Annotated in this window: 13 protein-coding genes; 9 read left to right on the top strand and 4 right to left on the bottom strand. The window is 61.2% G+C overall.

Translation table 11 applies throughout. The features are described from left to right. Positions 1–182: 182 nt before the first annotated feature. Positions 183–1385: an aromatic ring-hydroxylating oxygenase subunit alpha gene (locus tag ACP7E0_RS01845; protein ID WP_426122580.1), complete on the top strand. Its 1203-nt coding sequence runs from the start codon at positions 183–185 to the stop codon at positions 1383–1385. 89 nt (positions 1386–1474) lie between these two features. On the opposite strand, the gene ACP7E0_RS01840 is transcribed toward ACP7E0_RS01845, so the two are convergent. After that, complete coding sequence (locus tag ACP7E0_RS01840) at positions 1475–2887, bottom strand: aminotransferase (RefSeq protein ID WP_426122579.1); 1413 nt, start codon at positions 2885–2887, stop codon at positions 1475–1477. Positions 2888–3145: 258 nt separating this feature from the next. On the opposite strand from ACP7E0_RS01840, the gene ACP7E0_RS01835 reads away from it, so the two are divergent. From ACP7E0_RS01835 to ACP7E0_RS01825, 3 genes are read left to right on the top strand one after another with little or no spacing between them, the layout of a single operon-like run. After that, positions 3146–4057: an ABC transporter permease gene (locus tag ACP7E0_RS01835; RefSeq protein WP_426123016.1), complete on the top strand. Its 912-nt coding sequence runs from the start codon at positions 3146–3148 to the stop codon at positions 4055–4057. After that, positions 4054–4878 (top strand): ABC transporter permease, encoded by an 825-nt coding sequence (locus tag ACP7E0_RS01830; protein ID WP_426122578.1) that lies wholly within the window; start codon positions 4054–4056, stop codon positions 4876–4878. The genes ACP7E0_RS01835 and ACP7E0_RS01830 overlap by 4 nt, the downstream gene beginning before the upstream one ends. A gap of 7 nt (positions 4879–4885) precedes the next feature. After that, positions 4886–5959: an ABC transporter ATP-binding protein gene (locus ACP7E0_RS01825; protein WP_426123014.1), complete on the top strand. Its 1074-nt coding sequence runs from the start codon at positions 4886–4888 to the stop codon at positions 5957–5959. On the opposite strand, the gene ACP7E0_RS01820 is transcribed toward ACP7E0_RS01825, so the two are convergent. From ACP7E0_RS01820 to betI, 3 genes are read right to left on the bottom strand one after another with little or no spacing between them, the layout of a single operon-like run. Further along, on the bottom strand, positions 5923–7224 hold the full coding sequence (locus tag ACP7E0_RS01820; protein WP_426122577.1) for a flavin monoamine oxidase family protein: 1302 nt from the start codon (positions 7222–7224) through the stop codon (positions 5923–5925). The genes ACP7E0_RS01825 and ACP7E0_RS01820 overlap by 37 nt on opposite strands. Beyond that, positions 7221–8294 (bottom strand): extracellular solute-binding protein, encoded by a 1074-nt coding sequence (locus tag ACP7E0_RS01815; protein ID WP_426123013.1) that lies wholly within the window; start codon positions 8292–8294, stop codon positions 7221–7223. Before ACP7E0_RS01815 ends, ACP7E0_RS01820 begins: the two co-directional genes overlap by 4 nt. 39 nt (positions 8295–8333) lie before the next feature. Further along, positions 8334–8993: a transcriptional regulator BetI gene (gene betI / locus ACP7E0_RS01810; RefSeq protein WP_426123012.1), complete on the bottom strand. Its 660-nt coding sequence runs from the start codon at positions 8991–8993 to the stop codon at positions 8334–8336. A gap of 229 nt (positions 8994–9222) precedes the next feature. On the opposite strand from betI, the gene ACP7E0_RS01805 reads away from it, so the two are divergent. From ACP7E0_RS01805 to ACP7E0_RS01785, 5 genes are all read left to right on the top strand, one after another. Next, positions 9223–10842: a phytoene desaturase family protein gene (locus ACP7E0_RS01805; protein ID WP_426122576.1), complete on the top strand. Its 1620-nt coding sequence runs from the start codon at positions 9223–9225 to the stop codon at positions 10840–10842. Continuing rightward, positions 10829–12409 carry a phytoene desaturase family protein gene (locus ACP7E0_RS01800; protein WP_426122574.1) on the top strand — a complete coding sequence of 527 codons (1581 nt, stop codon included), beginning with the start codon at positions 10829–10831 and terminating at the stop codon, positions 12407–12409. The genes ACP7E0_RS01805 and ACP7E0_RS01800 overlap by 14 nt, the downstream gene beginning before the upstream one ends. Then, positions 12406–13626, top strand: coding sequence for an aminomethyltransferase family protein (locus tag ACP7E0_RS01795; RefSeq protein WP_426122572.1), 1221 nt, complete (start codon positions 12406–12408; stop codon positions 13624–13626). The genes ACP7E0_RS01800 and ACP7E0_RS01795 overlap by 4 nt, the downstream gene beginning before the upstream one ends. Positions 13627–13636: 10 nt before the next feature. Then, entirely contained in the window at positions 13637–13873 is a 237-nt protein-coding gene (locus ACP7E0_RS01790) for a hypothetical protein (RefSeq protein ID WP_426122571.1), read from the top strand. Positions 13874–14014: 141 nt separating this feature from the next. Then, on the top strand, positions 14015–14251 hold the full coding sequence (locus ACP7E0_RS01785; protein WP_426122570.1) for a DUF982 domain-containing protein: 237 nt from the start codon (positions 14015–14017) through the stop codon (positions 14249–14251). Positions 14252–14324 lie beyond the last annotated feature (73 nt).

Raw genomic sequence — 14324 nt, 5'->3', positions numbered from 1 at the left:
TTGAGAGCATGGCAATATCGGGCATTGGTACACGCCCGTCGCAAAACTGCGCGAACCTATAACTTTCCCGATGTCACCAGAATTTGCGAAATTTCATGGAGTAGATGATGCCTCAACCTATTCCTATTTATAGGAAAATGTGATTATATTGAATGAACGTTCAGCAAGATATGGGGAAATTCATGAACGAAATGACCCGAAACATCAGCGTTCCCAATGACTGGGACCGGAGCGGCCTACCCGGCTGGTGCTATCACAGCGACGCCCTTCTGGAGCTTGAAAAACAACATGTCTTCCGCGAGCACTGGCAGATCGCCTGCCATGTCTCCGACATTCCAGACCCAGGCAATTACATCACCATGGACGTCGTCGGCGAGCGCGCGCTGATCCTGCGCGACCAGGACGGCACCGTGCGCGGCTTCCACAACATCTGCCGCCATCGCGGCTCGCGCGTCGTCGCCGACAACAAGGGGACCTGCCGCAACGCGCTCGTCTGTCCGTTCCACGGCTGGGTCTACAACCTCGATGGCACGCTCCGGGGCGCCGCCCGCCCCCGCTCCTTCCCGCCACTCGACAAGCAGGAATTCGGGCTGATCGGGCTCGATCTCGAAGTCTGGATGGGCTTCGTCTTCATCCGCTTTGCCCCGGGGCCTCAAGCTTCCGTTGCGGAATTGATGCAGCCTTTCGCCGCCGAACTCAGCGAATACAAGACACAAGACATGGTGCCCGCCGCCGATATCTGGACCCAGGCCTCGCCGGTCAACTGGAAATCCGTCCGCGATGTCGACAACGAAGGCTACCACGTGGCGATGGCGCATCCGGCGCTGCAGGATCTCTACGGCTCGACCTATTACGACGAACCGTTCGTCAATGGCCTCTGCCGCTCCTTCGCCACATACAACCCGCATGCCGGCCGGCGTTGGAGTGTGCGCAACTACGTCAAGATCGCCCCGGAGGCGGCACACCTGCCGGAGCATCTGCGCAAGGCCTGGATCTATTACGGCATCTTCCCCAATGCGGTGATTGCCGTGACGCCGGAAGCGGTCCAGTTCTATCAGGAGTTTCCGCTCTCGACCGGCGAAACGATCCTGCGTGGCGGCGTTTACCGGCACCGGGACGAGACACGGCATCAACGTGCCGCCCGCTATCTCGCCCACCGCATCGACCGCGACACCCAGGCCGAGGACGTGCAACTGACGATCTGGTCGAATGAATCCATGAACTCGAAGGCCTTCAGCGGGTTCTACCTGTCCGATCTCGAATACGGCGTGCGCACCCATCACGACCACCTGCGGGCCATCCTGCCAGTGATGAACCTTCCCGCAGCCCCGGACGAACGGGAAATGGCCGGCATGAACAGCCGGTTGCAGTCTGCAACTTTCTAATAAGCCAAAAGAAAGGGCCGGAAAAACCGGCCCTTTAAAATTGAGCATGGCAGGGAATGGGGTGCCATGCTCAAGAGAATGTCTGTCTCTCAGCCGTGCCAAAGCCCTTCTCGCACCAGCTCATCCATGGTCCGGCGGATGCTTGAGCGCAGGATCGCCGTCATCTCGTCGATCTGCGGCACGGTGATCGTCAGCGGCGGCGACATTACGCACATGTTGATCAGCGGCCGCACCAGAAGACCGAGTTCATGGCAATGCTTGTCGATGCGTTTGCCGACTTCGAGATCGAGCGTCAGCGGATTGTTATGCACCCGGTCGGCGACACATTCGACGCAGGCCATCAATCCGACACCGCGCACTTCACCGACCAGCGGCAAATCTTCGAGCGTCTTCAGGCTGGCCTGGAAGTGGCCGGAAATGACGCGAGCATGTTCGAGCAGCCCCTCCTCGAGGATATCGAGGTTCTTCAGCGCCACGGCGCAGCCGATCGGGTGGCTGGAATAGGTTAGCCCATGCGCGAACATCGCATCCGGATGGTTGGACCGGCGCAGCTCTTCGAACAGACGCGACGCGATCATCACCCCGCCGAGCGGGAAATAACCGGAGGTCACACCCTTGGCGAACGTGATCATGTCGGGTTCGATGCCGAAAACATCCTTGGACGCAAAGACATGCCCCAATCGCCCGAAGGCAGTCACCACTTCGTCAGCGATAAACAGAATGTCATTGTCCGTGCAAAGCTGCCGCATCCGCCGCAAATAGCCATCTGGCGGCACGATCACACCGCCGGATGCCATCACCGGCTCGGCAATGAACGCTCCGATCCGATCTGCCCCCCTTGCCTCGATGACCGACTGGAACTCTTCGACAAGCACATCGCAGAATTCAGCCTCGCTCATGCCCTCCGGTCGGCGGAAAGGATTGGGGCAAGTTAGCTTGACGACCTGCTCGCTGGCGCTGTCCATCCAGTCGTGATCGCGCGGACGGCCGTTCAGCGATGCCGACAGATAGGTCGAGCCATGGTAGCCGCCTTGGCGCGAAACTATCAGCTTCTTTTCCGGACGGCCTTTCACATTGTTGGCGAACTGCATGAAGCGCAGCGCCGTCTCGACGGCGGAAGAACCGCCGGTCGTGTAGAAGACATGATTGAGATCGCCGGGCGCATGACCGGCAAGCCGCGCCGACAGCGTCACCGACGGCTCGTTCATCGTGTACCAGGGCGAATTGTAGGAAAGATCCATGGCCTGCTGGTAAAGCACATCGGCAAGCTCCTTGCGCCGGTGCCCGGCATTGACGCACCACATGCCGGCAGGACCGTCGATCAGCTTTCGCCCCTCGCCGTCGATGACATAGATGCCATCGCCGCTGACGATGCCGCCGCGTGCCTCAGCGCCGATTTCGCCTGCCGTCGGCCAGGGCTGAACGAGATGGTCCTTGGCCAGTGCCACCATGCTTTCCGACGCCTCGAAGGAACCGGTCACACCTTCACATTTCGCCGCCATCTGCCATCTCCACAGGTAGTTTTACGGTTATATTTTACAGCAAGCATCTGAATTAGATTTATAATTAATATTATTTTGAATGTTCGTTCAATCAATATTGGCAGAAAAAATACTTGCGTTCAATCCTGTTTTGCGCTCATTCTGCATCCGGGAACCAAAGAACGGCGGAAAACCGCCCGGGACGGACAACATGATACGATCCCTGTATTTTCACTGTTGTACCGGCATGCCGCCGGAAAGGCGGCGCTGATGGTGGCGCTGCCGGGCTCCGTTGAAACGGAGAGCAGACGGCCCCTTGCCGGTGGCCGCCGATGGACATCCAGCGACGAGGCAAAAGGCCTGACGCTGATCTCGCCAACCTTGCTCTATGCGCTGGCATTGCTGTTCCTGCCGGTCCTCATCGTCATCGCCTACAGCTTCTGGTCCCAGGATTACCTAACCATCGACCGCAGCTTCACGCTTGAGAATTATCGCGTCGCCCTGACGGAACCGATCTACCGCGACCTGCTCTGGCGCTCGCTGACCATCTCGCTTGCCGTCAGCCTCATTACCGTCGCTTTTTCCTATCCCGTCGCCTGGTTCATTTCCTTTCATGGCGGTGTCCATAAGAACCTCTGGCTGTTCCTCATCACCGTGCCCTGCTGGACCAGCTACCTGTTGCGCGTCATGTCCTGGAAGGTCATCCTCGGCTATCAGGGCGTGCTGAATACCGGGCTGATGTCGGCCGGACTGATCGATCAGCCGGTGACCACCCTGCTCTACAATTCCAACGCCGTGATCATCACACTCGTCCACAGCTGGGCCGCCTTCGCCATTCTGCCGATCTATGTGTCGCTGGAAAAAATCGACCGGTCGCTGATCGAAGCGGCGCATGATCTCGGCGACAACAAGTTCTGGAGCTTTTTGCGCGTCACGCTACCGCTGTCACTGCCGGGCGTCATTTCCGCCTTCCTGATCGTGATGATCCCGACGGTCGGCGATTACGTCACGCCAAAGCTGGTCGGCGGCAAGGATGGCGTGATGATCGCCACCGCCATCCAGGCGCAGTTCGGCAAGGGCGCCAACTGGCCGCTGGGTGCAGCCCTCTCCGTCACCACCATGGTGATCGTTTCCGCCATGGCAGGCCTTATGGTTCTGGCGCTGAAACTCTTTGTGAGGCGGATCAAATGAGCGGGCGGCACGGCATTCGAAAATCCCGTTGGCTGCCTGTCTACGTGACGGCTTACCTTGCCTTTCTCTACCTGCCGATCCTGCTCCTGCCAATCTTCTCGTTCAACAACGCCGCCTCGACCACCTTCCCGCTCGCCGGCTTCACCACCAAATGGTATACCGCCCTCTGGGGCAACACGGTGATGCTGGAGGCGGCGCGCAACAGCCTGATCGTCGGCATCTGCGTTTCCATCCTCTCCACCGGCCTTGCCATCTGTGCCGCCCGTGCCGTCACCCGCTACAAGTTTCGTGGACAGCGCGCCGCGACCGGATTGCTGATGGCACCGCTGTTTCTGCCCGAAATCATCGTTGCGGTGTCACTGCTGATGATCGTGCTGCAACTCGGCATCGAGCTGTCGCTGGCGACCGTTATTCTCGGCCAGACCGTCTTCTGCCTGCCATATGCGCTGTCGGTGCTGATCTCCGGCTTTGATGGTTTCGACCGCTCACTGGAAGAGGCCTCGCTCGATCTCGGCGAAACCGCCATCGGCACCTTCCGCCGGGTAACGTTGCCGGTGGTGGCGCCGGCGATCATCTCCAGCCTTTTGGTCTCCTTCACCATTTCGCTCGACGAATTCATCCTCGCCTTCTTCCTGTCGGGAACCGAACCGACGCTGCCGGTCTATATCTGGGGGCAGTTGCGCTTTGCCGCCAAGCTGCCGAGCGTTCTGGCGCTTGGAACCTTGATGATCGCGCTGTCGATCATCCTGGTCACCACGGCAGAAATCCTGCGCCGCCGCGCCGAAAACCGCCTCAAAGCTGGAGCCGCTGCCCATGGCTGACACCCCGATGATCGAAATCGATGCCGTCAGCCGCTACTACGGCATCTACCGGGCGCTCGACGATGTCAGCCTCGATATTGCCGCTGGCGAATTCTTCTCGCTGCTGGGCCCATCCGGCTGCGGCAAGACCACCCTTTTGCGTTCGATCGCCGGCTTCGATACGCCCACATCCGGCGACATCCGCATCGATGGCCAATCGGCCATCGACCTGCCGCCCAACAAGCGGCCGACCAACATGGTCTTCCAGAACTACGCGATCTTCCCGCATCTGAATGTCGAGGAAAACGTCGCCTATGGCCTGAAGCGGCTCAAACTGAACGCAGGTGACGAACGCCAGCGCGTCGGCAATGCGCTGGAACAGGTGCGGCTCTCGCATCTTGGCAAGCGCAATGCCCATGAACTTTCCGGTGGCCAGCGCCAGCGCGTCGCGCTTGCCCGGGCGCTGGTGATGCGGCCGAAGGTGCTTTTGCTCGATGAGCCGCTGTCTGCGCTGGACAAAAAGCTGCGCGAGGAAATGCAGGTGGAACTGCGCACCCTACAGAAGGCCGTGGGCATCACCTTCGTGCTGGTCACGCATGATCAGTACGAGGCTCTGGCCATGTCGGACCGTATCGCCGTGATGTTCGGCGGCCGGATCGCCCAGGTCGCGACGCCGAAGGAAATCTACCAGCACCCCCTCACCCGACAGGTCGCCGATTTTTTGGGCGGCATGAATTTCATGCAGGCGAAGATCACCAGCGAAAGCGCCGTCAATCTCTCCGTCGAAACCACCCGCTTCGGCAATGTCACCATCGCCAAGCCCAAGGGTTTTACCGCAAACAACGGCCAGGCCACCATCGGCATCCGGCCCGAACGCCTGCGGGTCTTGTGGGACAATGCCAAGGCCGATTGCGAAGTGACCGGCCATGTGGTCGACCGGCATTATTTCGGCGAGATCACCCACCTGATCGTCGATGTGCCCGGTCTCGAAAAACCATTGTCGGTGTCGGAAACCAACAATTTCGGCGCCGACGATATACCGGTCGGCGCACCGATCCGGCTTGCCTATGATCCGGATGCGTTGGTGGCAATGGCCGATTGATGCGCCATGATCACCCGCGCCGCTGCCTCGCGGCCAGCTACGATCGCGCCTTCGATATAGGCGGGAAATGACGAGGAAAGCTCCGACGAGGCAAAATGGACCGGAGGCGCACCGGCGCGAAGAATGTCTTCGGCATCGTAGGCCTGCAGATCAGTGATCACATCGCTGTAGCCGCCGCCGCTCCACGCGTCGCCAACCCAGTCGCGGATCAGCAGCCCGGTGACGTCAGCCGCAGCTTCTCCCAGGGCCTCGACCAGCCGACGGCGGATTTCCGCCTCGACAAACGCCCGCCCCCGCGCACTCCAGTCGGCGGCAAGCGGGCCACCTACAAAGATGACCAGCGCCGTCGCCTGCGCACTGCTGACATCGCAGGCAAAAAGCCCGAGCGTGTCGCGCCACATCACCATACCGCTCAAACCGCGATCGCGCCAGAATGGCCGATCAAAGCGCACCAGCGCCTTGATCACCGTGCCACTCTTCCAGGCGGCCAGAGCGCCGGCCAGCGGCACCGGCAGATCAGGCGCATGCACGATACGCGACGCCATCACCGGCGGCACGGCAATGATCACCTGCCGCGCCGTCAACACCGCGCCTGTGCCGGTCGTCACTAATACCGAATCTTCTGCGCGGGATATCCGGACAACGGGCTCGCCCAGCCGCAAGCTCGGACCAAGCGTTGACGCCCAAGCCTCGGCAGCCGCCTGGATGGTGCCTTCGGCGAAATATTGCAGCTCGTTGCCGTTGCTGATCGTGCGCCGGTCGTTGTCGATCAGATACCAGAGCGGGATTTCCCCGACCGACCGGCACCAGAGCCCCTCGACCATCGCCTGATAGCTGGCCTTGTCACCGGGCGGATCGCTCTGGCGGCCAAGCCATTCCCCTGCCGTCAACCCGGCAATGCTGGCATCGCGCGGGTCAATCCGGTTGGCCCGGGCGCGGATCCGGCCGGATTCCGCAAAGGACGAACCGGTCCCGGCAAAAGCTGGCGGCTGAACCAGGAAGGTGCCCTCCAGCGGCGTTTCCGCCAGCGGAAAATTGAACCGCCGCGTCAGCGCCATGACATTCCGCATCTCGTCGCAGATAAACTGCCCGCCGGTATCCATAGCCACGCCATCGGCAAAAGCCATGCGCTCGACCCGCCCGCCAACCCGGTCGCGCGCTTCGAGAACGACCACATCGAGACCAGCCGAGACCAGCACATCAGCCGCCGAAAGGCCGGCAAAACCGGCCCCGGCGACGATCACATCTGCATCCTGTCCGCTCAATAGCCCGCCTTGATCTTCTCGAATTCGGCAATCATCTTCTGGCGTAACTCGGTCGGCATCGGCGATTGGAACAGCGTCGTGTCGATAAACTTATCGACATCGGCATACCCCTTTTCGGCGAGGATCTTCGGATCTGCCGCAGCCATCCCTTTGCCGTTGGAATGGCCGTACCCCCAGTCGTTGACCAGATAGGTGGTGATGGCCGGATCGCTGATCGAATTCAGGAAATCATACTGCTTTGCCGCGTCGCCCTCGGCGCCCTTCAGCCGGACATAGCCGCAGACCCAGGTGGAAAGGCCTTCCGTCGTATCCCGCTTGACGTCGGCCGGCACGCCGTCCTTCTGCAGCGTCGTCACAGTCTCGTTCCAGGCCCAGGCGAGATCGACCTCGCCGCTCGCCATCGCCTGACTGACTTCGGTATTGTCGGTCCAGTAGAGGCGAACATTCTTGTGCACCTCGCGCAGGAAGGCGGACGCTTGCGCAAATTGCGCATCGGTCATTTTCGTCCAGTCCTTCACACCGATGACAAGGCTGGCCAGCGCATAGGCATCGTCGACATTGTCGCCGATCGAGACACGGTCCTTGAATTTCGGATCAGCAAACGCCTTCAGCGACTGAACCTCTTCCGGCTTCACCGTGTCGGTGCGATAGGTCAGCACCGTGTTGCCCCATTCGAACGGCAGGAACCAGGCCGTGCCATCATCGGATGTCATCAGCCCCTTCATCGCCTTGATACCCGGCAAGATGTCATTCCAGCCGGTGAGCTTGGAAGTATCGAGCGGCTCCAGCAGGCCAGCCTCGCGCCACTTGTTGACGCTCTGCGAACAGGGGTGGGCAAGATCCGCCTTGAAGCCGGAACGCAGCTTTTGGAACGCCTCTTCCTCATCGCCAAAGAAGCTGAAATCCGGCTCGGTTCCATATTTCGCAGTATAGGCCGGATGAAAGGCAGGGTCCTCATAGCCGGACCAGTCAAAGACGGTAATAATATCGGCGGCGCGAGCCGTAAAACCCGCGCCGGAAAGCAGCAAGGCCAGCAACGCGGCCTTGCTCGAATGTCTGAGCATTCCCATTATCCGCATTCCGGTCTCCTTCGCTGTTTCAGCTTTTCCCTATTTCGGACCCTTGTGGGTCATATGGCCCGGAAAAACCGAGACCAGATATTCGATCGCGGCCGCATGGGCCTTTTCGCGCGTCAGCCCGTCGCCCATCATCAGCCGGAACCACAGACCTTCCATCATGGCGCTCAGCGCCAGCGCGATGGTTTCGGCGTCATAGGTATAGGATGCTTCGGCCTTCATCTGGGCGCAGAGTGCCACGAACAGCTCTTGATATTTGACATCGCGGGCGCCGCACAGCGCCTGATAGGTCGGCCGTGATTTCGCCTCGCCCCAAAAGGCACACCAGGCGGCCAGCTTGCGCTTGGTGCAGATCTTGCGGTCGAAATCGGCCGCCACCAGCGCCCAGAGTTGCGACGATGCCGCCTCGCCTGCCTTGTCCAGCGCCACGCCCCAATGGGCGGCATATTCGTCGGCCATGAACTGCAGCGTGGCGATCAGCAGCTTTTCCTTGCTCTCGAAATGAAAATTGACGATGCCGCGCGACAGGCCGGCACCGTCGGCGACATCGGCAAGCGTCGTTTCGGAATAACCACGCTTGGCGAGCGAATCGATGGTCGCCTCGACCAACTGCTGGCGCCGTGTTTCCTTCGATGCCTTGCGGCCCCGCTTGTCGCTTTCGCCAGCTTGCACCGCCGCAGACACTGCCTTCATTCTCACCGCTACCTTCTTGCCCTTCAGGCTGAGAGCAACGTTCATGACACGCTCCCACCCGGTTTTTCACCGGGCCGATGAGCGGGACAATGCCGCCCCGTGTCAAGAACCTTCTGCATGGCCACCTTCCTGCCGTCTGACCTCTGACTTCTGACTTCTGACCTCTGACCTCTGACCTCTGACCTCTGACCTCTGACCTCTGACCTCTGACAATGAGGGAGACAGAGGCATGAAGAAATACGACGTGGTGATGATCGGAGGCGGCCATAACGGCCTTGTCGCGGCCTGCTATCTGCAGCGCGCCGGTCTCGATGTCCTCGTGCTCGAAAAGAACGATTGGGTCGGCGGCGCCGCCACCAGCCGAGAGCTGACACCGGGCTTCCTCTATTCCAATTGTTCCTATGTCTGCTCGCTGTTCCGGACGGAAATCATGCGCGACCTCGAACTGCCGAAACACGGCTTGCAGGTCATCGCCTATGAAGGCGGCGCGGTCCTCACCCGCGACGGCGACTACATCGCCTCCTACCGCGACCATGACAGCCACCGCCGCGAATTCGCCCGATATTCCAAGCGCGATGCCGAGGCCTATGACCGCTACGCCCGCGACGTCACCCGCCAGTGCCGCTTCATCCAACCACTTTTGATGCGGACCGCGCCGGACCCGTTCTCGTTCAAGCCGCGCGACATTTCCGAACTGCTTTACCTCGGCAAAAAATTCGGCGAGTTCTCCGCCCACGACATGGCGCAGACGTTACGCTTCTGGACCATGTCGATCTCCGATTTTCTCGACGAGTATTTCGAAACCGACGTCATCAAGGCCTACTTAGCGCTGTCCGGTATCATCGGCACAGCCCTTGGACCGATGTCGCCCGGCACGGCTTACGTTCTGCTGCATCACTACATGGGCGAGGTCGACGGCTCCGTCGGCGCCTGGGGTTACGCGCGCGGCGGCATGGGAGCCGTCACGCAGGCGCTCGCCTCGTCCTTCAAGGCATCGGGCGGCACGATCCGCACCGGCGCCGATGTGGCAAGGGTGATGACCCGCAGCGGCCGTGCCACTGGCGTCGTACTTGCCGATGGCGAAGAGGTGCGCGGCAACCTCGTGGTCTCCAATGCCGACGTCAAGCGCACCTTTCTCAAGCTCGTCGAAGAAGACGCCCTGCCCGAAACCTTTGTTCATCGGGTCAAGCATTTCAAGATGCGCGGCTCATCGGGCAAGCTCAATATAGCACTCGACAGCCTGCCGGAATTCCCCGCGCTGCCGAAGGGTTCCTCCTGCATCCGCGGTGACCTGCATTTCACCGATTCGATGGAGCGCATGGAGCGCGCCTATGACGACTGGAAGGCCGGGCGCTATTCCGCCGATCCCTTCGTCGACATGGTCATTCCCACCACGCTCGATCCGGCCATGGCGCCACCCGGCAAACATTTCATGAGCTGTTTCGTGCAGTATTGTCCGCCGCAACTGGAAGGCCGAGACTGGACGGATGCCGACCGCGACGCCTTTGCCGATACCGTCGTCAGCCAGATCGCAGATTATTCGCCCGGCTTCCGTGATCGCATCCTGCATATGGAAGTGCGCACGCCGCGCGAAATCGAGGCGGAAGTGGGCCTGACCGAAGGCAATATTTTTCAAGGCGAGCTCACCTTCGACCAGCTGCTGTTCAACCGCCCGGTGCCCGGTTACGCGCAATACCGCACGCCGGTGCCCGGCCTCTACCTCTGCGGCTCCTCCACTCATCCAGGCGGCGGCGTCATGGGCGCGCCCGGCCGCAACGCTGCCGCCGAAATTCTGCGCGACCTGAAACGCAAACCCGCTGAAATGAGCCCGGCCCATGACGTCATCTGATCTCGCCCGGACAACAGACTTCGACGCCATCGTCATCGGTGGCGGCCATAACGGCCTGACGGCCGCTACGCTGCTCGCCCAGAACGGCCGCAAGGTGATTGTGATCGAGGCAGCTGAAAGCACCGGCGGCTCTATCCGCGGCTTCGAATTCCACCCCGGATATCGCTCCGCCGGTCTCGCCCATATCGTCAACCGGCTCGACCCGGAGGTCGCCAATCTGCTGAAGCTGGATGCCAGCACCGCATCCGGCGCGTCCCTGCCAACTGTCGCACTCTCCCCGAATGGCAAGCACGCCGTCTTGCGCGGCGCCTATGGCGAGACCATCGACGGCATCAGCCCGGCCGAAGCCAAGGCCTTTGCCGCCATGCGCAAGAAGCTGATGTTCCAGGCGAGTATTCTCAAACGCTTCCTCAAACGCCGCCCGCCCGAGATCGGCAAGGTCGGGATGCGCGATCTCGGCGCCTTTGCCGGTGCGGGGCTGAGCCTCATCACCAAAGGCCGGGAAGAAGGCCGGGATTTCCTGCGCATGCTGTTGATGAACGTCGCGGATGTCGCGGACGAATATCTGGACAACGATCGCCTCAAGGGCCTCGTCGCCTTCGATGCCACGCTTGGCACCCATCTCGGGCCGAGATCACCGACATCTCTTCTCGGCCTCTACTATCGCCTGACCGGCCAAACCGATGGCAAAACCGGTGCGCAATACGTGCCGCAAGGCGGCATGAACACCCTTGCCCCGGCCTTCGAAAAGGCCGCAACGGCCGCGGGAGTTTCCATCCGTACCGGCACCCCCGTCGCCCGTATCCTCGCCGATCGCGGCACGGCAACCGGCGTCATCCTCGGCACCGGCGAGCAACTGAACGCCCCCATCATTGTCTCCGCCATTCATCCGCAGGCAACATTCCTCACCCTTTGCGCCACCGCCGAACTCGGCACCGGCTTCGTCCGCGCCATCAGCAATGTCCGTTCGAAAGGCAATGTCGCCAAGCTCGATCTGGCGCTCGACAAGCCGCCAACGTTCACCGGCGTTTCGGCAGACGATCATCGTGGCCGGTTGGTCATTGCCCGCTCCATCGCGCATGTCGAAAATGCCTTCAACCCGGCAAAATATGGCGAATTCTCCCCCGATCCGGTGATGGAGATCACTTTGCCAAGCCTCGCCAATCCGGCGCTTACGCCCTCCGGTGGCGCAACACTTTCGGCTCTGGTCGAGTTCGCGCCCTACGACCTCAAGGGCGGCTGGGCGAGCGGCAAGGCGGTCTTCGAAAAGATCATTCTCGAAACGCTGGAACGCTATGCTCCGGGTTTGAGCAAAAGCATTATTGCCAGTAACCTGATGACACCAGCCGACATGGAAACCCACCACCATCTGCCCGGCGGCCACTGGCATCATGGCGAGTTGCAGGCTGATCAGCTGCTGGTCAACCGCCCGGTCAACGCGGCCGCCGGCTATGCGACGCCGCTTTCCGGACTCTACCTCGCCAGCGCCGGCTCGCATCCGGGCGGCGGCATTTCCGGCCTGCCGGGGCTTCTCGCCGCGCGCCACATTCTTTCGGGAGACAGATGATGCTGGAGATCAACACCCGCCGCGCCCTGCAAAGCCATATCGCCACCCCGCGCTTCGAAACCCCGTTTCATCCGCGTATCGCCGCACTCAGCGAAACCAGCGACTGGTACACCTGGGCCGGCTACAAGGCGCCGCATTCGGTCTTTGACGAGGAACTCGAATATTTCGCCATCCGCTCGACGGCGGCGCTGTTCGATATCTCGCCGATGGTCAAATACCGCATCGCCGGGCCGGATGCGGAGCGCTATCTCAACCGCCTGACCGTGCGCAATGTCGCCAAGCTCGGCACCGGCCGTGTCCACTACACCGCATGGTGCGACGACCACGGTCATGTGCTCGACGATGGCACGCTGTTCCGGCTTGCGCCCGACACGTTTCGCCTCTGCTGCCAGGAACGCCACCTGCCCTGGCTCATCGACAGCGCCATCGGCTTCGATGTCGCCATCGAGGAAGAGACGATGCAGATTGCCGGGCTCGCCCTGCAGGGACCCACATCATTCGCCGTCCTCTCCAAGGCCGGTTTCGAGGGCATCGAACGCCTGAAACCGTTCCAGCTTGCGGATTTTGCCCATGAGGGCGGCTCGGTCACGATCTCGCGCACCGGCTTCACCGGCGATCTCGGCTATGAACTTTTCGTCCCGGCCGAAGCCGCGCTCAGCCTCTGGGATCGTCTCTGGGCGGCGGGGCAGCTTCATAGCATCCGCGCCATCGGCTACGCCGCACTCAACCGCGCCCGCATCGAAGCCGGCTTCATCGTCGCCAATGCCGATTTCATGACGGCGGAGACGACGCTACGCGCCGACCGTGCCCGTATGCCGGATGAGATCGGGCTCGATTGGCTGGTCGATACCGAAAAAGTGAACTTCAACGGACGTAAAGCGATACTTGAAGCAAGGCGGAATCAAACTCTGAAGCACGTGCTCGTCGGCCTTGAAATTGAAGGCAATATTCCGGCTGACGGCGCCATCATTTACCACCGGAAGAAGCATGAGGCCGGCCTCGTTAGCGCCGCGATCTGGTCGCCGCTCGCCAAGCGCAACATCGCCATCGCCAGCCTGACGCGGCCTTACGGCACGCGTCTCACCGAAGATCTCTGGGTGGAGATCTACGCGCTGCGCGAGCTGCAATACCAGAAGATGATGAAACGCGCCCGCATCGTGCCACGCCCCTTCATCAAGCTCGACCGCCGCGCCGCCTCGCCGCCCGGCCTGTTCTGACGGTATCGGGATGGACGACGAAACACGCCAAAACTGGGAGCTGATCCAAACACCGCCAGGCATCGAATGGTCCGGCCGCACCCGCTATGCCGCCGCCACCTTCCTTTACCATCGAGGAGAGATGAGCGCAGACGTCCTGGAGGTCTACCGCATCTGTTCGCGGCTTGATGCGGAAGACCCGGTGGATGTCCTGCGACGATGGCAGATCGGCGCGGAGTGGGTGGAGCGGATGTCGGTTACCGGTTGATCTCACGCCCACGAAAGATCCTATTGGCTGTTGTTCAGAACATCGTTTCACAAGCAGATTCCGAAATGAATCCCGTGCCGGAACCTTCTGGAATCTCGGACGTTCCAGTGCTGCAATTTCAAGAAGAAGCATGAGGACGACGTGAGCTACAAACGCTTTCCAACCCCCGTCAGAGTGATCATCCAGCAGAGCCAGGAAAACATCATCGCGACCGCCTGGGATGCCGTCGAGTTCCTGCGCCGCTGGCCCGGAAAACGTGGCCTTGCCTATCGCCGCGCACTGCAGCATTGCCTTGATGCCCTCGATGGCATCCGCAGCCCGCAGAAAGCCTGGGCCTCGTTTACCGCCGCCATGAAGGAAGAAGGCGTGCTCGCCTGATTCTCGCTCCCTTGCGCCTTCCCGATGCCCGGACCGTCTGTCCGGGCATTTTCGTTTCTGCCGACTCGCAGGA

The sequence above is a fragment of the Pararhizobium sp. PWRC1-1 genome (genome assembly GCF_049897905.1).
Lineage (GTDB): Bacteria > Pseudomonadota > Alphaproteobacteria > Rhizobiales > Rhizobiaceae > Pararhizobium.
This window is presented reverse-complemented; position numbering and strand designations above follow the sequence as displayed.